The sequence below is a fragment of the Bifidobacterium felsineum genome, assembly GCF_002802915.1.
Classification (GTDB): Bacteria; Actinomycetota; Actinomycetes; order Actinomycetales; family Bifidobacteriaceae; genus Bifidobacterium; species Bifidobacterium felsineum.
The window spans coordinates 57,380-80,764 of sequence record NZ_PEBJ01000002.1; the positions used below are offsets into that span (position 1 = coordinate 57,380).

Sequence of the window (23,385 nt, forward strand, 5' to 3'; positions counted from 1 at the left end):
GTTGAATCTGTTATGATACTTCACTAACATTTTCCAGTGTACCGCAGCTTGGGTCTGAGGTGTTTTGAAAACACCGGATGTGGGCGAAGTCCAAAATTGTAAGTATTATTAACAATTAGTTGGTTCGGTATATCGCATGCGATGTGCCGGCCACGACGCATCGTAGGCCGTGACAAAGAAGTTGCCATCACCCCTCGATGCAATACAACTGCACATAGGCCTGCGCATAACGGGTCACGGATGAAGGAAAGTAACAATGCCTGAGATCATCATTGTGAAGAATGAGGCCGAGGCTGGCGACATCTACGGGCGCTGCGTGGCTGATCTTATCAAGGCCAAGCCGAATGCGGTGTTGGGCCTGGCCACCGGTTCCAGTCCTCTGGCTGCGTACCGTTCACTGGCCCGCATCGTCAAGGACGAATCCATCGACGTTTCCCAGGTTCAAGGCTTTGCGCTGGATGAATACATCGGCCTGCCGCTGACCCATCCCGAGTCCTACCATGCGACCATTCACCGCACCGTGGTGGAGCCACTTGGCCTTGATCCGGCGAAAGTGCATGTTCCCGGCGATGTGTTGAACGGTGCTCCGCTGGAGGATGGCGATAAGGTCGCCGCCGCTGGTCCGGCCTATGATGCTGCCATCGAGGCTGCGGGCGGCATCGACGTGCAGATTCTGGGTATCGGTACGGATGGCCATGTGGGCTTCAACGAGCCGGGTTCTTCGCTGGCTTCCGGTACCCGTGTGAAGACCTTGGCGGAGCAGACCCGCATCGATAACGCGCGCTTCTTCGACAACGACATCAACCAGGTGCCGACTCACTGCATCACGCAGGGCATCGGCACGATCATGAAGGCACGTCATCTGGTGTTGCTGGCGTTTGGCTCAGGCAAGGCCGAGGCCATCGAGGAGACCGTGGAAGGCGGCGTGTCCGCGTTCTGCCCGGCTTCCACATTGCAGATGCACCCGCATGCCACGATTATCGTGGATGAGGAGGCGGCAAGCCGTCTGCGTCACAAGGACTACTACCGTTATGCATACACGCACAAGCCGGCTTGGCAGGGCATCTGATTCGACTGTTGAAGTTCGAGCTCCCCGCATGGAGGCCATGGAGGGGAGCTCTATTATTCGGTGGAACATTGGATCTGCAAGATAATCTGCAGGGATGAATCGAGGAAAGCATACATGGCTGATAGGCAGGAGATCGTATCGCGTGTGACCAAGGCTCTGAAAGGTGAGCCGTCGCCGGTGGCGATTCACAATGCGCGCAAGGTGGACGCACGAGGCGAACAGTCCGGTTATTGGATTGTTTCCGATGCGAATGGTGTTATCACCGCAGCCGGAACCGATGAGCAGGCGTTCGCTAAGGCCTGCGCTGCGGCAGGCATCGCATCGGATAGTGAAGCGGTGCTGGACGCAGCAGGAAGAATCCTCGTTCCAGGCTATGTGGATATTCATGCCCATGGCGCTTGGGAGAAAAGCTTCGACGATGGTCCCGATGGCATCGATGTGGCTCGAGCCGGTCATGCAGTGCATGGCACCACGCGTCAGGTGCTGTCGCTGATCACCAATCCGCTCGACGTGATCTGCCGCAATATCCGTACGGTTCGAGACAAGATGGCTTCCGGCCGGCCGGACATCCTCGGATGCCATTTGGAAGGGCCGTTCCTGGCGCTGGCCCGTAAAGGCGCGCATGACCCGAATTGCCTTAAGGATCCGGTGCCTGAAATCGTCGATGAGATGCTTGAGGCTTCAGACGCCGATGTTGCGCATGGCAAGCGCGGATGCATTCGCCAGATTACGATCGCTCCTGAACTGCCGCATGGTTTGAGCGCGATCAGTCAATTTGCAGATGCCGGTGTGGTGCCGGCGGTCGGTCATTGCGATGCCGATTATGAGACCGCAAAAGCTGGATTCAATGCAGGTGCCGGCATTATGACCCACATGTTCAATGCGATGAACGGTCTGCACCACCGCAACCCGGGTCCGATTCCGGCTGCCGTGGAGGATCCACGCGTCACCATCGAGCTGATCAACGACGGCTTCCACGTGCAGAACCCGATGGTCAAGCTTGGCTTCGGTTTCGCTCCGCATCGCATCGCCTTCGTCACCGATGCCATGGCGGCCACCGATTGCCCGGATGGTGCCTACAAGCTGGGTGCGTTGGATGTGAACGTGATCGACGGCCATGCGCGACTCGTCTCCAATGGGGCTATCGCGGGTTCGACGTTGTTGCTGGAAGTCGCCGTGAGCCGTGCCGTGAACGAGCTTGGCATCAGTCCGGTGGCCGCGGTCGAAGCCGCCACGTTGACGCCGGCCAAGGCGTTCGGCTTCGATAAGCCCAACGAGGTGACCGGCGCGCCTATCGGATTGCTTGCCCCGGGATTCGCCGCTGACCTCAACCTGATCGACCCGGTGAGCTGGAAGGTTGAACGGGTCTGGTGTGCAGGCCGCAATATCAAGTAATGATTGAGCCTATTTGATATGAGGAAGCCTCGGTATGGTCCTTTCCGATGGAGGAGCATACCGAGGCTTTATCATCACATGGAATGCGTTAATCAGTGTTGCACGCCGTCGAAGACGAAGAGCGCGTGTGAATCGCCGTGTTTCTTGTTCTCGAAATAACGGTTGAACAACTGCAGACGCTCGACGGTGCTTGCGGCCAACGGCTGGGGGAGCGCGTCCAAGTCAAACCAACCGACGTTGAGGCTTTCCTCGTCGCCGACGAATGGCTGATCATTGCCGCCAGGTTTCACCTTGCAGAGGAAGGAATGATCCATATACATGGTGTTATCGCCATTGGCGTAGGCCAGGACCTTGTTCGAAGAGGTCACGGCCACCAGGTCGGTGACGATGGCATCCACCCCGGTCTCCTCCTTGATTTCTCGTACCACGGTATCCGCAGGCTGTTCGCCCGGCTCATTGATGCCATAGACCATGGCCCATTCGCCGGTATCCGAGCGCCGGCCTAGCAGCAACTGGCCCTTGTCGTTCAGCACATATCCGGTTACGCCGTTGAGCCACAACAAATCATGGCCAATCTTTTTACGTAGTTCGAGCACGAATTCTGGTGTTGGCATGAAGTCTCCTTTATAAAACAATACGGCTCCCCTCCACGCGGAGAGGAGCCGAAACATCACTTGCCGGCGGCGGCGCGATCGGCCATCCACTGCTCGACTTCGTCGATTTGCTTCGGAATGCCGGCGGAAATCCATTCCGGACCGTTCTCGGTCATCAGCACATCATCCTCGATACGGATGCCGATGCCGCGGTACTCCGGCGGAATCAGCAGATCATCCTCGCGGAAGTACAGGCCGGGCTCAATGGTGAAGATCATGCCCGGGCGAATCGGAGCGCCCTGGTACGCCTCGAATCGAGCCTGGGCGCAATCGTGCACATCAAGACCAAGATGATGGGCAACGCCGCAAGCCAGCCAACGGCGATGCTGCTGGCCTTCGGGAGAGAGCGATTCCTCAACACTTACCGGCAGCAGGCCCCAATCATGCAGACGTTCGGCGATCACGCGCATGCAGGCATGATGGATATCGGAATAGGTGGCACCCGGCTTGGCGGCTTCAAAGCCGGCCTGCTGGGAATCCAGAACTGCCTGGTACAGACGCTTCTGCAGATCGGTGAACTTGCCGTTGGTCGGGAACGTGCGGGTGATATCAGCCGTGTAGAGGGAATCGACTTCCACGCCGGCATCCACAAGCAGCATATCGCCGGTCTTCACCACACCGGTGTTGCGCATCCAGTGCAGAATCGGGGCGTGAGGGCCGGAGGCCACGATGGAGTCATAACCGACAGCGTTGCCGAGCTCACGGGACACCGCGTTGAAAGCGCCTTCGAGAATACGCTCGGAACGCGGCTTATCAATGGCGGCCGGCAGCGTGCTCAGCAGACGGTCGAATCCGTGCTTGGTGGCATCCACAGCCTTGCGCATTTCATTGATTTCATAGGAATCCTTGACCATGCGGGCCTCGGACGTGAACTCATGCAGTTTGTCATCGTTCGCGGCGTTCTTATCGGGGTCCGAGGCGCCATTGGCTTCGCGGATGGATTCGACCAGCGAAGTGATCTGCGGGTCGGTCTCACGCATCACGCGAACGCGAACGGCACCGGCCTCGGAGCCGACATCCTTGCTCAGCGCATCGGCGAGTTGTGCGATGTCATGCGTCTCGATGCCGGTCATGGCCGTCATTTCCTTCAAACCGGCACGCGGACCAACCCAGTACTCGCCGTAATGCGGGTTCATGAAGAAATCGGTGGTGGAGTTATCGGCACGCGGGGCCACGAACAGCTCCGGCGTATGGGTCTTGCCTGCCTTGGCTTCTTCGGAATCCGGGTCGACCGGGTTCAGCACCAGCACGGCGCCGGCCTCGTAATCCACGCCAAGACCGGTGTAGTACGCGAAAGCGGTATCCGGACGGAACATGTAATCGCAGTCATTGTTGCGAACCTTCGGCTGACCGGCCGGAATCACCAGGCGCTCGCCGGGGAAGGCCTTGCCCAAAGCGGCGAGACGTGCCGGAGTGAACTTGGAGGATTCGAGCGGCTTGATTTCCGGCTCATCGTCGGCCCAACCGGACTTCATGAAGTCCTTGAACGCTTCGGAACGCGGGCGTAGCGAACGGTTGTTCACGCGGTCGCTCATGGCCTGATCATTGCCCGGAGCGTTCTTGCGTTCCTCGGCCTCATATTCCTTATCTTTCTCGGTGACTACCTCACCCATCGATACTCCTTATAAATGAAGGCTCATGTTACCGCTCCCATACTAGTCGTTCGAATTCATTTGATGCATGCCGTTCGTGGTTTTGCGGATTTGCAAGTCTGGTGAGAGTTCGCATGTTGCAACAGGCGGAAAATAGGTGTGCAGTCAGTGCGTAGCGTACTGCATGCGATGAGGACTTGCTCGGCTGAGATTCCTTGTGCAAACGCGGAATCGAAGAATGGCAAAGCAAAACGAAAATTGTAGGTACGCGCGCATTCGATGAGTGTGTGAGCTGGAGGTGTGAGCAATAATTCGGTATCTCTACCATTGCATAATGGCATATATCGTGACAGCACACCGTCCTTTGGGCATATCGACATGGCCAGCGAATCCGCTTTTTAGAGGAATTGCGGCAGGCAACAAGCATGCTGTGATTCACCGAGTGCAGAATGAGAGCATGATGGCTGAGTCCTATAGACCCCGGCGATTACTATGGTGGAAGTTTTCGCTTGAAAGTTCATATTCGGCACGGCGGCTGCAGATTATGCTCCTGCTGGTGCCGAAGATGGAACGGGGTAACGCTTCACAAGCCCGGCGGCGGTCAGTACCGAGTCGGGAGTGCAATGCGTCAAAGAATTGAGATGGAGGATGGGTATGTCATTCGAGCATCCGAATAGGAACAACGAGACGATGAGGGACGTCGAGCTGGATATCATGAGCCGGCCTCCTGAGCACAACACCACGAACCTTGATCTGGATCGTATGAATCTGATGCTCGATTTGCTCGGACACCCCGAACAGTCCTTCCGCGTGATTCATGTGACCGGCACCAACGGCAAGGGCTCCACCGCTCGTATGGCCGAGGCCATTTGCCGTGCATACGGCATGCGCACGGGTCTCTACACATCTCCGCATCTGGAGCGCATCAACGAACGCATCTGCATCGATGGCCAGCAGCTTTCCGATGATGATTTCATCGATATTTGGGATCAGACCAAGGACTTGGTGGCTTTGGTTGACGCCAAGATGGAGGAGCAGGGCAAGCCGAAGATGAGCTTCTTCGAAGTGCTCACCGCCATGGCCATTTGGAAGTTCGCCGATGCCCCGGTGGATGTGGCCATCGTGGAGGTTGGTATGGGTGGCGCATGGGATGCCACAAATGTGATTAACGCCGATGCCGCAATCATCGGTCCGGTGGACATGGACCACATGCAGTGGCTGGGGGACACGGTCGAGAAGATCGCCGGTGAGAAGGTCGGCATCATCAAGCCCGGTTGCACCGCGATCATCGGCCCGCAGCCTCATGAGGAAGCAGTCATGCCGATCATCGAGGATGCTGCAGCGCGCAACCACGCCACGCTGGTGCGTGATGGCTATGAGATGACGGTGTCCGACCGTATGCCGGCCGTCGGCGGTCAGGTCGCCACGCTGACCACGCCGAACGGCACATACGAAGGTGTGCCAATCGCCAAGTTTGGCGAACATCAGGCGCATAACGCGCTGGCTGCGCTCGCCGCCGCCGAAGTGGTGATTCCGGTCAATGGACCGTTGGATGGTGATCTGGTGGCCGAGGCGTTGAGCTCGGTTAAGATTCCCGGCCGCATCGAGCAGATCCGCACCTCGCCGACCATCATTCTGGACGGCGGGCACAATGTGAACGCCGCCGAAGCGTTGCGCAAGGCCATCGAGGAAAGCTACGACTTCAAGCAGCTGGTTGGTGTGGTGGCCATGATGCGCGACAAGCAGGTTGAGGAATACCTCGGCGTGCTGGAACCGATCCTGAGCTCCGTGGTGGTCACCGAAAACTCCTGGCGTGACCGTGTGATGTCCGCCGACGATCTTGAGAAGATTGCCGTGGATGTATTCGGCCGTGACCGTGTGATCAAGGAACCGAATCTGCCGGATGCCATTCAGACCGCCGTCAACATGGTCGATGCCGAAGATGAACTGGGCGTTGGCTATGGCCATGGTGTGCTGATCTGCGGCAGCTTTGTCACCGCCGGTGACGCCCGCACGATGCTTGAGGAGCATGCGAGCCCGACCATGAAGCAGGCCATGAACATCCATCAGCCGGTGGTCGATCCTGATGATTCTGATGATTCGAATGCCGATGATGATGCCGCCGATACGCTCGACGACCAGATCAGCCCTGACGACTTCGACGTATTCGATGTGCTTGGCCTTGGCAAATCCGGTCTCGGCGGCAACGCGAACGATACGGATGCTGACGGCACCGATCAGGCTGCAGGTCAGTGACGGGCCTACTCCATGTATCTCAAAGAGCTCACCCTACGCGGCTTCAAATCCTTCGCTTCGGCCACCACCTTGCGGTTCGAGCCTGGGATTACCGCGGTCGTAGGCCCGAACGGGTCAGGTAAGTCGAATATCGTCGACGCGCTGACCTGGGTCATGGGTGAGCAGGGTGCCAAGAACCTGAGGGGCACATCCATGGAGGACGTGATCTTCGCGGGCACGTCCTCCAGACCTCCACTTGGCCGCGCACAGGTGAGCCTGACCATCGATAACTCCGATCACACATTGGATATCGATTACACGGAAGTCACCATCTCCCGCACGATATTCCGCAATGGCGGTTCGGAATACGCCATCAACGGGTCGACATGCCGCCTGCTGGATATCCAGGAGCTGCTTTCAGACACGGGTCTTGGCCAACAAATGCATGTGATTGTCGGCCAAGGACGATTGGACGCGATTCTCAAAGCCGATCCGTCCGGACATCGCGCATTCATCGAGGAAGCCGCAGGCATTCTCAAACATCGCAAGCGCAAGGAACGCGCCTTGCGCAAACTGGCCAATACCGAGACGAATCTGAACCGTTTGGATGACTTGCTCCGAGAATTGCATCGCCAGTTAGGTCCTCTCGGTAGACAGGCCCGCATTTCTCGCAGAGCGGACGCCATTCAGATATCGGTGCGAGACGCGCAGGCCCGACTGTATGCCGAAGATGCGCAGCAGTCGATGACCCGCCGGGAAACCGTGCGCAAGGAACTGGGCGAAGTGCGAATTGATTTGGCTGCCGCCCAACGTGAGCTGGCGCAAGTGAAGGTGCGCATCGAGCAGGTGGAATCCCTGACCTCCCAATCGAGTCCCGCCATCGCGCAAGCCAATCAATACTGGCATGATTTCGCCCAAACCCGGGAACGGCTGCTTGCTCTGGCGCAACTTGCCGACGAACGTGCACAATCGACGGCTCACGGCATCGTCAGCAATATGGGCGAGGATCCCGACTTGCTGCATGCGCGTGCCGATGAGCTTGAGCAACAGGCCGGTGTGCAGAGCCGCATGGTGAGCGATGCCCGACTGGCTTTCGACAAGGCCACGGAACAGCGAGCCGATAATGAAAGACAGTTGGCTTCGGTACGCCAGACGCTGACTGAATTGCGCAAAACCGCGCAGGAGCGCGACTCCGCAATCACCAGGCTTCGTGAATTGATTGCTCGCGAGGAATCCGCAGTGCAATTAGCCCAAAGCAGGGCCAAGGATTATACAGGCCAGCGCAAAACGGCAGTCGAGCAGCGTGACGGCGTACAGCTCCAACTTGATGCCTTGCATAAGGAATCCGAAGCGGTTTCGGACGACAATGGTGCGGCGTTGGATGCCGCCCGTGCAACATTGTCGGAATGCCGCGATGCGCTGAATGATCTGACGGGCACGCAGCGCAATCTGCAATCGCAGATCATCTCCCTGAACGCCAAGGCCGATGCGCTCGCCGACACATTGGCCAGTCGTAACGCATCCGGCGCGTTGGAACATGACGAAGCCGCGCACGTTTTAGGGCGACTCACCGATTTCATCCATGTCGCTGAAGGATGGGAAGAAGCGGTGGCCCATGTGCTCGGCCAATTTTCCAGTGCCATCGTGGTCGCCGAGTCGAGCAACATGCTCCATGCGTTGGAACGTGCCCGCGAAGACAAGCTGGGGAAGGCCGTGATGATTGCGGCAGCGCATGGCTCGACCGCGCGAATGGAACAACATCCGCCAGTGACAGATGCCGACGATGCGGACAGGGGAACCGTTCGTCGGCTTGATTCGCTGGTCACCATCAATCCTCAGGCTGCCAACAACGTTGCGGCACAGGATGTGGTAGCTGCTGTGCGACTGCTGCTGAACGATACGATTGCGGCGGATAGCCTCGAACAGGCACAACATCTGGTGGAATCCGGACAAGCGGAACAGGCAGTGACAGCCCAAGGCGAAATGCTGTGCAGGGGAGTGGCGGCGGTTGGTGGCTCATCGCTCTCCCAATCCGATTTGGCTCTTGCCGCCAAACGCGATAAGGCATTGGCACAGGCATCGCAACTCGAAGTTCAGGAGCAACAGGTTGCCGAACAGGTAGCCCACGCCAAACGGCAGCGGGATGAGGCTGCGCGAGCCGTCGATCAGGAATCCTCCAAGCGCACTGAGCTCAGGCTCAAGATACAGCAAGCGCAGAGAACATTGCAGGCGACGCAACAGCGACTTGCCTCATTGAACAAGCAGGTCGCGCAATTCGATCATCGTATTGCCGAGACGAAATCGCAGGAGCATGACCATCAGCTCAAGCTCGATGATCTCAAGCGTGCTTTGGAATCCGCTCAGCAGTCCGGCGGCACACAGGAACAATGGGATGATCTCGAGGAACGGGAACATGAACTTGAACAGGCATTGTCCCGTGCTCGGGAGCATGAGGTCGAGGCCAAAATCGCTTGGAATGATGCCTCCCGTAAGGCCGAATCATTGCGCAGGCAGGTGGAATTGCTTCGCGATAACGCCAAGGAGGCGACGGAACGACGCATCCGTATCGAAGCATTGAATGCCAAGCGCAGGGTGCAAGTCACACATTTGGAAGGTGTGGCCCAAGATGCGCGCAGTGTGGCTGCGATGGTGGCGGAGACGCTGCAAGGCATAGCAGGCGAGCGTGACCGTCTGCAGGCTGAAGCGTCCAGCCATGATGAAGAGCTGAAGACGTTGCGCGCGCAACGCAATGCCATTGAGCCCCAGGTCACTGATCTGACCGCTCGTGAACACACGTTGGATGTGAATCGTGAACGACTCGCCATGGAGACTGGCCAGCTTACGCAGAAAGTTTCCGACGAACTCGGATTGACGTTGGAGGAATTGGTCCAGGAATATGGTCCTGACCAGCCCGTGCCGGTTCTCGATGATGACGGCAACCCAGTGCCGCTCGACGAGTCGTCGGATGACGATGTTTCACCATCCGGTGACGAGACGGCTTCCGAAGATGAAGCACCGTCGCAACGCTTCCAGACCGTGCCCTATAACCGCGCCGAGCAGAGGAAACGATTGGACAAAGCCCGGCGCGATCTGGCAGCCCTCGGCAAGATCAATCCATTGGCCATGGAAGAATATGAAGCCTTGGAGGAGCGCAATAAATATCTTAACGATCAGCGTAACGATGTGGCGAAGTCCCGTGATGATCTCATGCAATTGATCAAGGACCTTGATTCCACCATGGTCACGGTGTTCAAAGCGGCGTTTGATGATACCGCCAAGGCTTTCGAACAAGTATTCGCGACGTTGTTCCCCGGAGGCACAGGGCGGCTTCGTTTGGAAAACCCGGATGATCTGCTGACCACTGGCGTATTGGTGGAGGCAAGCCCTGCCGGCAAACGCGTCAAACAGCTGAGTCTGCTTTCCGGCGGGGAACGCTCGTTGACGGCATTGGCGCTACTGTTCGCCATCTTCACCGCACGTCCCAGCCCGTTCTATGTGATGGACGAGGTGGAGGCCGCGCTCGATGATGTGAATCTCACCAGATTGATCAATGCGTTGAATGAGCTGCGTGAACATGCGCAGCTCATCATCATCACCCATCAGCAGCGCACGATGAGCATCGCCGATGCGCTCTACGGTGTAACCATGCGCGCCGATGGCGTGACCGCCGTTATCAGCCAGAAACTGAATCGCAAATAAAAATGGCGGGAGACTCGTATGAAGAGCGCTCCCGCCACCGGTATTGTTGCCTTGCTACTTTCGCAGGGACTTGCGCAAATGCTGCAGCATCTGCAGTGCCCAGTAGAAGCTCCTCTTAATCGGAATATCACGAGCTGGAGCTACTGGGGTGATTTCTTCGGTGAACTTGGTCTTGAATTCGTTCAGTCCTTTCAACGAGGGAGCGAAATCCGATCCAATGCCCATCAAATCGTAATCCGTGATGCCCTGTGTGCCGAGGATGCAGCATTCGGAATACAGCAGTTTATCGGTAACATGGAGACGCATAACCTCACTGCGCATTCCCGCATAGTAGCGTACGGCGCGTGAACCATTCACCGTGACGATAGACCAGGCTACGACCTTACCCTCGATGCGTGCGGCAAAGACACGGCAATGATTGGCCCCAAGGGCCTTGATCATATCGGAATAATCGCTCATCGGTGCGGGAGCGAAACCGTCACGTTTGCCGGTCTCGACCATAACGTCGTAGTACTCGGAAAAATCTTTTAGCGCCTGCTGCGTTTCGTCTGCTACCTCAGCCGGGCACTCTCGGAGGGACTTGCGCACATCGCGGCGGCCACGGCGCTTCATGCGGGACAGAATCGCATCATCGCCACCTGTCACGTCAATGACCACAGTAGCATCGTAAGGCACAGTGGACAGCACTGGCTTGGTGCCGGTGCTATACCAAGTGTCTATACGGATGAAGGCTATGTTGCGATCGGTGCGCTTAACCATATCCACGATGGCGGCGATCACCTTCTGTTCATCGGATTCACTTGGTTTGGCAAGCCAAGTCGGGCCGTGAACGGATCGGAGATAGTGATATCCGTGAGTTTCATAATCAATGAACGAAATCACCGCTATGACTGCATCATCTTGAGTGATGAGATAGCTGCCCCACGGTGTGCGGCCATCAATATCCGCCTGATAGTCCGACCAGACTGCCGTCTGCTCAATAGGCAAGGCGATGCCCGCCCGCGCTGCTTCGGATTCGAGTGTGGCTCCATCGACTTTCTTTAAAGTAATCATTGTGATAATCCTATGTTCTCTTGTGCACAAACTGTTGGCGATAAATCAATTGATTGTTGTTCTGATTGCTGATTACTGCGCGATGCCGAGCAGACGGCGTACAACATGCCCGTCTCCTTCGTAGGGAGCGTGCTTGCCTTCCACTTTGATCCACTGCTCCTCGCCCTTGCCGATGACCAGCAGCACGGTCATGCGACCCTCCGCCGCCGTCTGTTCGGCCTCCCGAACGGCCTGTTCGATGGCCTTGGCACGGTCGAGAATGATTTCGCTGGACACATTGGGATTGGTGATGTATCCGCGCATCTCGTTCAAGATATCGAGCATCGGCTCCTTAACGGTGTCTTCCGAGGTTAGGATGATGCGATCGGCTTTTTCCTGAGCTCCGTTGATAATACCCTCGCGACGATCCACGGCTTTGTCTCCGACGGAACCGGTGACCACGATGATGCGGGGATTGCGTTCAGCATACTTATGCGACACGAAATCGATCAGCGTGCGAGTGCTGACGAAATTATGCGCATAATCCACATACGCCACAATCGTGCCATCCTGATTGGCGAAATGCTCCATGCGCCCGGAAATACGGACATGTTCCAGCGCGGCGAATGCGGAGGAATCCTCAGGCACTCCTGCCGCACGGGAAAGCGCGATGGCCGTGGCCGCATTGGCGGCATTGAATCCGCCCTCAAGTTCCAGAGAGAAGTCGCCGATGGCTTGGCCATGTTCTCGGAATATGTATCGCGATGCATTATTCGGGTCAGGCAACGCAATGAAATCGCTGTCTTGCGCGACGCTGCCTGTATCTCCATCACGGAGCGCGAATGTGACGACCGGCACTTGAGCGTTATGGGCGTCTTCGCGAATCAGATCGGCGTGATCGCAATCGGTGCCGAGCACCAGCAACTTGCAGTTATTGGTAATCTGACGCTTGCAGTACAGGTAGTCCTCGAACGTTGGGTGCTCGATGGGGCTGATGTGATCGGGAGAGATGTTCAGGAACGCCGCCACATCGAATGTGAGTCCATAGACTCGGTTGACCTTGTAAGCCTGGGAAGACACCTCCATGACGAGGTATCGCATGCCATTGCTCACGGCCTCATGCATCATGCGGAAGGCGTCGAGGCTTTCCGGGGTGGTCAGGGCCGATTCGACGTAGGTGTGGCCATCGAGACAGTTGTCCACCGAGGAGAACAACGCGCATTTGCCATCGGAATAGGCGTTGAGTACGGCCTGCGTGAAATAGGCGGTCGTGGTCTTGCCTTTGGTGCCGGTGATGCCGATTACCGTGAGCTTGTCTTGCGGGCGGCCGAAGAACTCGGCGGATAGCAGGCTCATGGCCTTGCGCACATCGGTCACGATCAGGCCGGGAGCGGAGGTCTCCTGGCTGTAATCCGTCTGGGCGACGTATGCGGCCAGACCGCGTTCGTCGATGTTCCGAAGGAATGAAGACTTGAAATTGCCTTTGCAGAACAGCAAGGTGCCATCGGCTACTTCACGTGTGTCATAGGTGATGTTGCCGAACGGATGATCGTGTTCGGCGATTCTCCCGGCATCAAGAGTCCAGCAATCGCCTGCGATGATTTCGCGTAACAGATGATGGTGTTCAAGCAGCTGTGCCGCCGAGGCCAAAGTCAAAGCCATAAATCGTTTCTCCCTGTTTCTTACCGAAAGATATTCTACAGTCCGTTTGCGCCACGGCATGGCAGCGGTGGCATCGGCCACGATATGAGCACACGAGTTGGCTACAATGAGCAATCGTGACCACAACGAACCAAGTACCAGATCAAATCGCTCCAGGCGATACGAACACGGGCAAGCACATGGTTTTGGGGGAGACCATGGCGTCCAAACGCGCCCGGTTCGAGCAGCTGGCCATGCCTGCTGTCAATGCGCTGTATCGGCAGGCGATGCGTTTGACCAACAATCCCGAGGATGCCCAGGATTTGGTTCAGGATACCTTCGAGCGTGGTTTCAAGGCCTTCGACACCTTCCAGCCCGGCTCCAATTTCGAGGCGTGGATGACCACCATCGAACGCAATGCCTACTTCAACCAGTACGCCAAAGCCAAGCGTCGCCCTCAGCGCGCCAATGATTCAACCGGCGAATATGATGACTGGGATATCTATGACGCCGCGGAGCATTCATCGGATGGGCTGAAATCCGCTGAAGAGGAATATCTGGACGCTTTCGCTCCTGAAGAGATTATGCAGGCGCTTGCCAAGCTTTCCCCCGAGCGCCGCCAGGTGTTTATCGATGCTGCTATCGATGGCAAGTCATACCAGCAGGTGGCGGATGAGCAGGGGGTAAAAATCGGTACGGTGATGAGTCGTTTGAACCGTGCGCGAGCCCAGCTCAAACGTGAATTGGCAGCATATGCGCGCGAACGTGGGTATGTAGCAGATGAAACGGCGAAATCAGCCGGTTCACCATCCGCGAAGTTGCGGAAAAACGCGAGTGAGCGCCACGAAACCGTTCATAATGGAAATGATGGAAAGGAGATGTGATGATGAACGATCATAGCGTTGAACAGACACGTCATATCTCCATTACCAGTGCGACATCCGATGGTGTGGTGAGCAGAACCGAAGTGCATATCACCACCCGGCAGTGCTGCTCGGGCGATGGGTCTGCGGCATGCAACTGCCAGTCTGAACAAGGCGGGATTGCGCAGGATGCTCAGGAATACGGCCAGTATGGGCGGCCGGAGGATTGCTTTGATCCCTCAACATGCTGCGATGCGCGTGAACAGGCGTTGATTGCGGCGCTACGTGCCTATCTGCGCCCGGATGTTGCTCCGGAATGCCTCATGGCAAAGCTTAAGGCCACGCTCGATCATTGTTGTGGCGAAGATCAGTGACCACGTGACGTGTAGCTCCGGAAACTGAATAGCTACTCTATTGCCGCTGCCGGAATGAGAAGAAAAACAATGAAGCCCGTCTGATTGCTCAGGCGGGCTTCATGCATATTCCAATGGAATACGTCAAGAATCAGGCGTTAGGACGCTTGCCGTGGTTAGCGGCCTTCTTACGACGATCCTTACGCTTACGTCCGCGCATGCCCATGATGGACTCCTTTACTTAAAGAAAAAATAAGCCTTCGGAATTATGCCACATCGCTCCGACGACATGCAACACGTGTGTCATTGTCGTGCATCGCGACGTGGCGTGATTCCGAAGACCTCTGTGACTGATTGGACTCAGTGCTGTTCGGCCTTGATGAACAGCTTCGTGGTGCTGGATTCACCAGGCTTGATCACGATGAGATCCTTACCGGTGTTGAATGCGTTGGCATACGCGGTCTGCGGTTCCACAGCGGTGCCGGCCGGATGCTGGAAGGCAGGGAAGCCGGTGCCGGTGCACACCTGGAAGGAGGTGACGGTTTCGTCGCCGCCGACCTTGATGACCAGGCCATCGGGGCGGGTGAAGATGGCGGTGACGGAGCCGTCGGCGTCGCGCTTCAGGTCGGTCCATGCGTCATCGAACGGCTGGTTGACCAGCAGCGGGTTGTCGTTGAGGTCGTACTTGGTGCCCTCCACCGGCTCGGTGCCGGTTGGAATCAGATTGTCATCCACGGTGACGTGGGTGGCGGCCGGGACGGTCAGACGGCACTGTGCGTTGTGGCCGTCGATTTCGTCGCCGTAGCCGTTGAAGCCATTGTCCAGCCATGGGTGGATGGCCAGGGCCCACGGGGCGTCCACATCGCCATAGTTTTCGGCCTTGACGGTGATTTTCATGCCGTCCTCGGTCAGTTCGTGAGTGGCGTACACCTTGATGGCGAACGGGTAGCCGAGCAGGAACGGAGAGCGCCAGGACTGGGTGACGGAGCTTTCGGTCAAGGACTCGAGCTTCCAGAAGGAGCGGTAGCCATAGCCGTGGATGGCGGTGTTGCGGTCATGCTCATCAATCGGCAGCGTGTAGGTCTTGCCTTCGAACTCGTAAGTGCCTGCGGCGATACGGTTCGGGAACGGGATGAGCAGCTGGCCGTGGCAGCAGGTGATGGGGTCATCGGCGCCGAGCGGCACAATTACATTCTTGCCCTTGTAGGTGATCTTGCGCATATTGGCGCCAAGTTCGGTAATCACGGCTTTGTAATCGCCATAAGAAATGCTGTACTGCTGGCCGGTGCGCGGCGTTGTGTTCGTCATGGAATCACTCCCGTAGTGAGATTGTGTTGGGTTCGATAACCATTGTTATCGCTAACAGTCAGTGTAGCGCGTTTTTTGTGCTTACTCGCCTTATTAGTCCGGGCTTTGCCGAGAACCTGCTCTAGACTGAAGGGCAGTGTGCGAACAAGGAGAAACGAATGACCAAATGTGTGGTGCTGGCCGATCCCCGAGGCTTCTGCGCGGGTGTGGATCGTGCGATTCTTACGGTGCAGACGATTTTGAAGGCGGCTGCATCATCGGGCAAGCTGGTGCGTGACGATGGCTTGCCGCCGGTGTATGTGCGCAGACAAATCGTGCACAACAAGCATGTGGTCGAGGATTTGGCGAATCAGGGTGCCGTATTCGTCCAGGAATTAGGAGAGATTCCTGATGCCGCGGCCGCCGCGGGCATTCCGGTGGTGTTTTCAGCCCATGGTGTGTCTCCGTTGGTCAAAGAGGAAGCCAAACGCCGTGGCATGCATGTGGTGGATGCCACTTGCCCATTGGTGGGCAAGGTGCATCGTGAGGTTCTCCGTTTCGTGCGCGAGGGCTACGAAATCATATATATCGGGCATAAAGGCCATGATGAGGCGGTCGGCGTGGTGGGGGAGAGTCCGGAGCATGTGCATTTGATTGAGCATGCGGACGATGTGGCGTCGCTGGATTTCGCTCCGGAAACGAAGCTTGTGCTGCTTTCGCAGACCACGTTGAGCGTGGATGAGACCGCCGGCACAATCGCCGCGCTGAAGGCTCGATTCCCGTGGATTGAGGAGCCTCCGAGCTCGGATATCTGCTATGCCACTTCGAATCGTCAGGCTGCGGTGAAGTTGGTGGCTCAGCAGTCCGATTGCGTGGTGATTGTGGGCTCTGCGAATTCCTCGAATTCCGTGCGTCTGATGGAAGTGGCGCAGGAAGGTTTGGGGGAGCGAGGCAAGGCCTACCGTGTGGATGATGCCAGTGAATTGAAGCCAGAATGGTTTACCGGTGTTGAGGTCGTGGGGATTTCCTCAGGTGCTTCCGTGCCGGACGAATTGGTATCCGGCGTTATCGAAGCCTTGCAATCCCAAGGTTTTACAGGCATGAAATCCGTGGAGACGATTAAGGAGAACATGCATTTCGTGCTACCCGCAGAGCTCCGCGGGAAGCCGTCGCGAGCATAGCTCGCTCACTTCGCCTATGAAGAGTCCACTGAACTCTTCATTTTACGGCTCAGTCGGCTGAGCTTCGCCGCCGGTAGCTTCGCGAGCCTAGGCTCGGGTTGTTATGGCTCCTCTCGTTGAGGGGAGCCAATACAAATATCGGGAGCCCTGCAATCACCATGTGCCGATCGGTGCCGCAGTACCATCCAGCACCTTCAAAAGGTCGTTTGGATTGACGCCGACGGATAACCCGCGTTTGCCTCCGGAGACCAAAATTTTATCGAATTGTAATGCGCTTTCGTCCAAAACGGTTTTGTGATGGGTCTTTTGGCCCAGCGGGGAGATGCCCCCCACCACATATCCGGATTCACGCATGGCGACCTTCGGATCGGCCATAGTAGCCTTCTTCGCTCCGACCGCCGCAGCCAACGCCTTCAAATCCATGTGGCCGCTGACCGGCACCACGCCGACCACACGTTCGGTGCCCGTGTCGGCCATTAGTGTCTTGAATACCTGATGCTCGTCGAAACCGAGTTTGGTGGCGGCCTCTATACCGTAGCCATCGTCCATATGGTCGTTGGAATGTTCATATTCATAGAGTTGGAATTCCACGCCGGCTTTCTCCAACTGCACTGTGGCAGGAGTGGAGCCAGTACCTTTGCCGTGTTTGTTCTTCTTTGCCATGGTCTCTGTTGTACTACAAAGAAACCCCCGCACACAGCGGGGGTTTCATGAGCTTAGTTCTTAAGCGAACCTATGCGGGTAGACCCGCGCGGATTCACTCGGAGATCTCAGCGAAGTACAGCAGGGTACGGATCATGTTGGAGGTGAAGCCGTACTCGTTGTCGTAGAAGGAGACGGTGCGAGCCAGGGTCAGGCCGTCGATGTTGTTCACATCGGTCTGAGTCGGGTCGAACACACCACCGTGGGTGTCGCCGAGGATATCGGAGGAGACGATGCCCTCATCGTTGTAGCCGTAGTAATCGGTGTTGGAGAAGGCTTCCTTGAAGGCGGCGTTGATCTCGTCAGCGGTGGTTTCCTTGTTCAGAACGGTGGTCAGCTCGGTGACGGAGCCGTCCGGAACCTGAACGCGCTGAGCGTGACCCTGCAGCTTGCCGTTCACGGACGGAACGACCTTGCCGATGGCCTTGGCAGCACCGGTGGAGTGAGCGATGGTGTTGATGCCAGCAGCACGCAGGTTGCGGCCGGACTTGGTGCCACGCGGGCCATCAAGCAGCATCTGGGTGCCGGTGTAAGCGTGGATGGTGGTCATGAAGCCGGCCTTGATGCCGAACTTCTCGTCCAGCAGCTTGACCATGGCGGCCATGGAGTTGGTGGTGCAGGAGCCAGCGGACACGATGTTGTCGGTCGGCTTCAGGATAGTGTGGTTCACGCCGAACACGACGGTCGGGGTGACGTCATCCTTGGCCGGAGCGGAGATCAGAACCTTCTTGGCACCGGCGTTCAGGTGAGCCTGGGACTTCTCAGCGGAGGTGTAGAAGCCGGTGCACTCGAGCACGAACTCAACACCGTCGTTCTTGACCCACGGAATGTTGTTGGCGTCCTTCTCGGCGTAGACCTTGTATTCCTTGCCGTCCACCACGATGGAGTCCTCGGTGGCCTTCACGTCAACCGGGGTGCCGTCGTCGTGACGGAAGGTGCCGTGGGTGGAATCGTACTTCAGCAGGTAAGCCAGGGTGGCCGGAGTGGTCAGATCGTTGATGGCGGCAACTTCGATGTCACCAGCCTGGCCGCCGCGAGCCTGCAGCTCGAAGATGCGACGGAAGGCGAGACGACCAATGCGACCGAAGCCGTTGATACCAATCTTAACTGTCATGTAATTCTCCCTTGTAGGGTGGCGGTAATGTGCCTTGACACACCACGCCATTGTTTACCAACAGTTGTTACTGTAATGCCGACTGTGTACACAAAGCAACGTTTGAACGTGTGTTTTGGGCAAAAAATTCCATTTTTTTGTGAGCGTTCACATCACTGTTTGCATGAGGTTCTTCATTCGTTCATTCGCTGCGAAGCCGGTCTTATGCAAGGCAGTGCGCCAGCCTTGCCTTACGCGGTGCGAAGAAGAGATTGAGCGCTTGCACGCTGTTGCTCGGCGTTGATGTTTCAGCGCACTAGCAGTGCGGAAACTTCAGTATCCAATTCGCCGATGCCTCCCTCGAAATCATGGACATGTTCGATTGAGGGTAATGCCACTTCAATGGGGAATGTGACGATCAGCGTGCCTTGCGCCACACTGATCGAAGCGGGTACGTTATCGCGGAATTCATTGCTCACACCCTGTACCACCGTATTGGTCAAGGTGCCGTGTTCGAGCTCGTATTTAAGCCCCGGTTCGTTCACGTCAAGCGAAACATCAGACAGTGAGAAGACGGAAACCATATGGCCCGCTTCCGGAACCGGATGGGCGGCGAAAGACAGTGACCCATCGCAGATGGCAGTGACCACGGTGCCGTCTCCGAAGAGATAACCGCTTGCGCCATGCTGGGCCAACAGCGCCATCAGCTGAATATTGGAAAGCGTGTGGTCCACCCGGCCGCCAAGACCGCCCCAGATGCGGAACTCGCGGCATCCGGCGGCCCAGCCGATTTTCAGCGCCGAGAGCATATCCGGATCATCCTTCAACGGCGGCAGCACCACGGTTCGCAGTCCATCGGCTGCCGCTGGTCGAGCGCCTTCAAGCGAATCAAAATCACCTACCACCACGTTCGGTGTGATGCCCAGGGCCCGAGTGTGGTCAAGTCCGCCATCGGCGGCTACAACATAAGCGTCTGATGGAATCAATGCCGGATCAGGATCTCCGTAATATTCGCCAGCGCCGAAAATCGCACATACTTTAGTCGTCATGACGTCAACTGTAGCCCGTCTGCTGCTAGGCTGGCTGAGCAGCGCATCACCTGTGAGCGGATGGATGGGAGTAAGACATGGCGCATATCACTGAGGCAAGCGAAAGACCCATCCTCAGATCCAAAGTGTTCCTGTATATCACCGAATTCTTCTCCGGCATGTCCGTGATGGCAGCCGAATTAGGTGCCTCGCGACTGCTGGCACCGTATTTCTCCAGTTCGCAGATCGTGTGGACCATCATCATCGGCACCATCATGATCGCGCTGGCATTGGGCGCTGTCTTCGGCGGGCGCTGGGCGGACAAGGATCCGAACCCGGACAAGCTCTACATGCGCATCATGGTCGCGGCCGTATGGATCGCGCTGATTCCACTGGTCGGTAAATACCTGATTCTGATTATCTCCGGATTGCTGATCGTCACCGTGTCGACGAACTTCTTGATTATCGCCGCGTTCATTTCCTGTGCCATCATCTTCGTGCCGCCGCTGTTCCTGCTAGGCACGGTGACCGCCGGACTCAATAAATTCGCCACCACATCGCTGGAAGACAATGCCTCCGTGGTGGGCAGGCTTTCGGCCTGCAATACCATCGGTTCGATTCTCGGCACCTTCCTGCCCACATTTGTCACGATTCCGGCTGTCGGTACATTTGTCAGCTTCCTGATATTCTCCGGCGCTCTGCTGCTGATTCCGCTGATCTACTTCATCTCCATCAAAGCGCATCGCGTGGCATGCGCGGTGTCCGCAGCGGTTTTCGTAGTCACCAGCTGCGTCTCCCCGCTTACCGGATTCGCATTCTGGGAAACCAACCTGGCCTACGAAGGGGAGTCCATATACAACTATCTGCAGGTCAAAAACCTCTCCGATCGCACGATTCTGTCCACCAATGTGCTGTTCGGTGTGCAATCGGTCACGATGAAGGAACCCGGATTAACCGGCATGTACTACGACACAGCGCTCGCCGCTCCGGCGCTCGCGGACAAGGCGGATTCCGCGCTGATTCTCGGCATGGGCACCGGCACCTACGCACGCCAGCTCAAGCAGTACTATCCAAAGATGAACATCACCGGCGTGGAGATCGATCGGAAGATCACAAACCTCGCCGGGCGATATTTCTCCGAGCCAAGTGATGTGCCGGTCAGCACGTACGATGGCCGTGCATGGCTTGCCGCCTCGCATGATTCCTACGATGTGATCATGGTCGACGCCTATCAGGACATCACTATCCCGTTCCAGATGAGTTCCACCGAATTCTTTTCCATGGTTCGGGAACACCTCAATCCCGGTGGCGTGATGGTGGTCAATATAAATATGGTCTCGGATGGCGAGGGATCCATCAACGAAGCGCTGAGCGGCACGATTGCCAGTGTGTTCGGTGCCGGGAACATGCTCACGGCCGACGTGCCGAATACCACGAATCGTGAACTATTCGCCAAAAAACCGGCCGACAATCAATCGACAAGCGATATGAAGCAGATCGCCCAGGCGGATAGTCTGCGGCAACGGACCTATGCGCGCACTTCTAGCAGCGAGCTGGAATGGTATATGGAAGAGGTAGCCGGTCGATTCACCGCCGTGAGCGAGCCGGATTCCTCCTCGACCATCTTGACCGATGACAAGGCTCCGGTGGAGGTGCTGGGCATGCGCGCCATTGATCAGATCATCGCCCAGGAGGCAGGCCCGTACCGCGAAATCCTGCAGAAGGAAGGCATTGGCGGTCTGCTGCGTGCAGTGCAATAGAACATGCGCTGAGATATGAGTTGCGACACGCTCGAAGGTAATGTCCGGGCGTATGGTACACTTTCCATTTGGCTTGAGAAATCAAGAAAGCGGGGTAACCCCACCTGGAAACCTTTCAAGGTCTCGGGTTCAAGGCAACAGCCTAGTGATTGCGGATGATAAAGCAATCAATGATGTGATGCTATGTGACATGCGTCAGCATTGCGGATGAGCGGCCAGCGTGAGCATGGCTTGTGTTGCTATGAATCCGATGCTTTGTTGGGATTTTCAGTGGACCCGTGTAGGAACATGCAGAGGATTGGAGTCATCATCAGCGACGAACCACGTATTAACGACGAGATTCGCGTCCCGCAGGTGCGCCTGATCGGCCCGAAGGGCGAGCAGGTGGGCGTCATCGCGACCACTGTCGCGCTGAACCTGGCCAAGGAGGCAAACCTCGATCTCGTCGAGGTGGCACCGAACGCGAAGCCTCCGGTCGCCAAGCTCATCGATTACGGCAAGTTCAAGTACAACGAGAAGATCAAGGCTCGTGAAGCTCGCCGCAACCAGAGCACCGCGGAAATCAAGGAGATTCGTTTCCGCCTCAAGATCGACGATCACGACTTCGAAGTGAAGAAGGGTCATGTGACCCGATTCCTGAACGGCGGCGACAAGGTCAAGGTGACCATTATGCTGCGCGGTCGTGAGATCTCCCGCCCGATCGGCGGTGTCGAGCTGCTGCAGCGCTTGGCTGACGATGTCGAGGAATTCGGCACCGTGGAATCCAAGCCGAAGCAGGAGGGGCGCAACATCATCATGACCCTCGCCCCGAAGGGCAAGAAGGTGCACACGCAGTCCGAGCAGCGCCGCCGTGGAGCAGAATCCCGCGCTGAGCGTCAGGCTCGCCAGGCTGCACGTCTTGCCGCCAAGCAGGAGGCTCAGGCACAGGCCGTTGCCGATGCCAAGGCCTCGATTTCTCCCCAGACTTCCGATATGAAGAAGCAAACCAGCAAGGAGGGCAGCAATGCCGAAGATGAAAACTAATTCCGCCGCTTCCAAGCGCGCTCGTATCACCGGCTCCGGCAAGGTGATGCAGGTCGGTTCCGCTATGCGCCACAACCTCGAGCACAAGTCCGCTCGCAAGCGTCGCGCTCTGTCCGCTGACGCTGTGCTGCGCGGTGGCCAGGCCAAGAAGCTGAAGCAGCTTCTGCAGAAGTGAGCTTCAAGGCTTACACGAATAATTAAGACTTTTTAGAAAGCTGAGGAATAGATTATGGCACGTGTCAAGCGCGCAGTGAGCGCCCACAAGAAGCGTCGCGTTGTTCTCGAGAGGGCTTCCGGCTACCGCGGCCAGCGCTCCCGCCTGTACCGCAAGGCCAAGGAACAGCTGCTGCACTCCTTTAACTACAACTTCCGCGACCGCAAGGCTCGCAAGGGTGACTTCCGCAAGCTGTGGATCCAGCGTATCAACGCTGCCGTCCGCGCTGAAGGCATCACCTACAACCGCTTCATCCAGGGCCTGCACCTTGCTGGCATCGAACTGGATCGTCGCGCTCTTGCCGAGCTGGCCGTCTCCGATCCTGAGACCTTCAAGACCATCGTCGAGGCCGCCAAGGCTGCTCTGCCTGAGGACGTCAACGCTCCGGTCGAGGCCTGAGACAGGCAATCCACCGGATTGTCTGCAGCCGAGGTGAGCAGCTGTGCTGCGAAGGACGCGTGAAACAAACGGTCCGTTGGACTGAGATTGTGATGGAAACCCCGCTATTCGGCGGGGTTTCGTCGTTGTACGCCGTTTTTCCGCCCTTTTGTTTTTCATTACACGT

The 23,385-nt window shown here is 57.1% G+C and carries 19 protein-coding genes and 1 pseudogene; 11 read left to right on the top strand and 9 right to left on the bottom strand.

The genetic code is table 11. The features are described from left to right. The first annotated feature begins 256 nt into the window (after positions 1-256). Together nagB and CSQ86_RS03850 are read left to right on the top strand one after the other, a co-directional pair. Positions 257-1,069 carry a glucosamine-6-phosphate deaminase gene (nagB, locus tag CSQ86_RS03845; protein WP_100493818.1) on the top strand — a complete coding sequence of 271 codons (813 nt, stop codon included), beginning with the start codon at positions 257-259 and terminating at the stop codon, positions 1,067-1,069. Positions 1,070-1,183: 114 nt separating this feature from the next. Beyond that, entirely contained in the window at positions 1,184-2,464 is a 1,281-nt protein-coding gene (locus CSQ86_RS03850) for an N-acetylglucosamine-6-phosphate deacetylase (RefSeq protein ID WP_100493819.1), read from the top strand. A 92-nt stretch (positions 2,465-2,556) separates the two neighbouring features. Here CSQ86_RS03850 and CSQ86_RS03855 read toward each other — a convergent pair whose 3' ends face one another. Then, positions 2,557-3,078: an NUDIX hydrolase gene (locus tag CSQ86_RS03855; RefSeq protein WP_100493820.1), complete on the bottom strand. Its 522-nt coding sequence runs from the start codon at positions 3,076-3,078 to the stop codon at positions 2,557-2,559. A gap of 56 nt (positions 3,079-3,134) precedes the next feature. After that, entirely contained in the window at positions 3,135-4,730 is a 1,596-nt protein-coding gene (locus tag CSQ86_RS03860; RefSeq protein WP_100493821.1) for an aminopeptidase P family protein, read from the bottom strand. Between the two features lie 633 nt (positions 4,731-5,363). Between CSQ86_RS03860 and CSQ86_RS03865 the strand changes: the two genes are divergently transcribed. Further along, on the top strand, positions 5,364-6,965 hold the full coding sequence (locus CSQ86_RS03865) for a bifunctional folylpolyglutamate synthase/dihydrofolate synthase (protein WP_240542287.1): 1,602 nt from the start codon (positions 5,364-5,366) through the stop codon (positions 6,963-6,965). A 12-nt stretch (positions 6,966-6,977) separates the two neighbouring features. Next, positions 6,978-10,643, top strand: coding sequence for a chromosome segregation protein SMC (gene smc / locus CSQ86_RS03870; protein ID WP_100493822.1), 3,666 nt, complete (start codon positions 6,978-6,980; stop codon positions 10,641-10,643). A 54-nt stretch (positions 10,644-10,697) separates the two neighbouring features. On the opposite strand, the gene CSQ86_RS03875 is transcribed toward smc, so the two are convergent. Together CSQ86_RS03875 and CSQ86_RS03880 are read right to left on the bottom strand one after the other, a co-directional pair. Continuing rightward, positions 10,698-11,696, bottom strand: coding sequence for a lipid II:glycine glycyltransferase FemX (locus CSQ86_RS03875; RefSeq protein WP_100493823.1), 999 nt, complete (start codon positions 11,694-11,696; stop codon positions 10,698-10,700). Between the two features lie 72 nt (positions 11,697-11,768). Beyond that, on the bottom strand, positions 11,769-13,337 hold the full coding sequence (locus tag CSQ86_RS03880) for a UDP-N-acetylmuramoyl-L-alanyl-D-glutamate--2,6-diaminopimelate ligase (protein WP_100493824.1): 1,569 nt from the start codon (positions 13,335-13,337) through the stop codon (positions 11,769-11,771). A gap of 197 nt (positions 13,338-13,534) precedes the next feature. Here CSQ86_RS03880 and CSQ86_RS03885 point away from each other — a divergent pair, with 197 nt between their 5' ends. Together CSQ86_RS03885 and CSQ86_RS10080 are read left to right on the top strand one after the other, a co-directional pair. After that, positions 13,535-14,200 (top strand): sigma-70 family RNA polymerase sigma factor, encoded by a 666-nt coding sequence (locus CSQ86_RS03885; protein WP_165773762.1) that lies wholly within the window; start codon positions 13,535-13,537, stop codon positions 14,198-14,200. A 158-nt stretch (positions 14,201-14,358) separates the two neighbouring features. Continuing rightward, positions 14,359-14,553 (top strand): hypothetical protein, encoded by a 195-nt coding sequence (locus CSQ86_RS10080; protein ID WP_420838151.1) that lies wholly within the window; start codon positions 14,359-14,361, stop codon positions 14,551-14,553. Between the two features lie 130 nt (positions 14,554-14,683). On the opposite strand, the gene CSQ86_RS10085 is transcribed toward CSQ86_RS10080, so the two are convergent. Together CSQ86_RS10085 and CSQ86_RS03895 are read right to left on the bottom strand one after the other, a co-directional pair. After that, a complete protein-coding gene (locus CSQ86_RS10085; protein WP_003817083.1) occupies positions 14,684-14,758 on the bottom strand; it encodes a 50S ribosomal protein bL37 in 75 nt (24 codons plus the stop codon). 134 nt (positions 14,759-14,892) lie between these two features. Continuing rightward, positions 14,893-15,840, bottom strand: a complete 948-nt coding sequence (locus CSQ86_RS03895; RefSeq protein ID WP_100493825.1) for an aldose 1-epimerase family protein — start codon at positions 15,838-15,840, stop codon at positions 14,893-14,895. Between the two features lie 146 nt (positions 15,841-15,986). Here CSQ86_RS03895 and CSQ86_RS03900 point away from each other — a divergent pair. Continuing rightward, positions 15,987-17,000 (top strand): annotated as a pseudogene (locus CSQ86_RS03900) (4-hydroxy-3-methylbut-2-enyl diphosphate reductase); the annotation flags it as partial. A gap of 153 nt (positions 17,001-17,153) precedes the next feature. On the opposite strand, the gene ybaK reads toward CSQ86_RS03900, so the two are convergent. The 3 genes from ybaK to CSQ86_RS03920 all read right to left on the bottom strand — a co-directional run bounded on the left by ybaK (position 17,154) and on the right by CSQ86_RS03920 (position 19,844). Beyond that, entirely contained in the window at positions 17,154-17,663 is a 510-nt protein-coding gene (gene ybaK / locus CSQ86_RS03905) for a Cys-tRNA(Pro) deacylase (RefSeq protein WP_100493827.1), read from the bottom strand. A 94-nt stretch (positions 17,664-17,757) separates the two neighbouring features. Then, positions 17,758-18,816: a type I glyceraldehyde-3-phosphate dehydrogenase gene (gene gap / locus CSQ86_RS03910; protein WP_100493828.1), complete on the bottom strand. Its 1,059-nt coding sequence runs from the start codon at positions 18,814-18,816 to the stop codon at positions 17,758-17,760. A 287-nt stretch (positions 18,817-19,103) separates the two neighbouring features. Continuing rightward, entirely contained in the window at positions 19,104-19,844 is a 741-nt protein-coding gene (locus CSQ86_RS03920; protein ID WP_100493830.1) for a thiamine diphosphokinase, read from the bottom strand. A gap of 77 nt (positions 19,845-19,921) precedes the next feature. Between CSQ86_RS03920 and CSQ86_RS03925 the strand changes: the two genes are divergently transcribed. The 4 genes from CSQ86_RS03925 to rplT all read left to right on the top strand — a co-directional run bounded on the left by CSQ86_RS03925 (position 19,922) and on the right by rplT (position 23,219). Continuing rightward, complete coding sequence (locus tag CSQ86_RS03925) at positions 19,922-21,583, top strand: spermidine synthase (RefSeq protein WP_117434549.1); 1,662 nt, start codon at positions 19,922-19,924, stop codon at positions 21,581-21,583. Positions 21,584-21,871: 288 nt separating this feature from the next. Next, positions 21,872-22,606, top strand: coding sequence for a translation initiation factor IF-3 (gene infC, locus CSQ86_RS03930; protein WP_100493831.1), 735 nt, complete (start codon positions 21,872-21,874; stop codon positions 22,604-22,606). Then, on the top strand, positions 22,587-22,781 hold the full coding sequence (gene rpmI / locus CSQ86_RS03935) for a 50S ribosomal protein L35 (RefSeq protein WP_033890065.1): 195 nt from the start codon (positions 22,587-22,589) through the stop codon (positions 22,779-22,781). Before infC ends, rpmI begins: the two co-directional genes overlap by 20 nt. 54 nt (positions 22,782-22,835) lie before the next feature. Further along, positions 22,836-23,219 carry a 50S ribosomal protein L20 gene (gene rplT, locus CSQ86_RS03940; protein ID WP_100493832.1) on the top strand — a complete coding sequence of 128 codons (384 nt, stop codon included), beginning with the start codon at positions 22,836-22,838 and terminating at the stop codon, positions 23,217-23,219. The last annotated feature ends 166 nt before the right edge of the window (positions 23,220-23,385 follow it).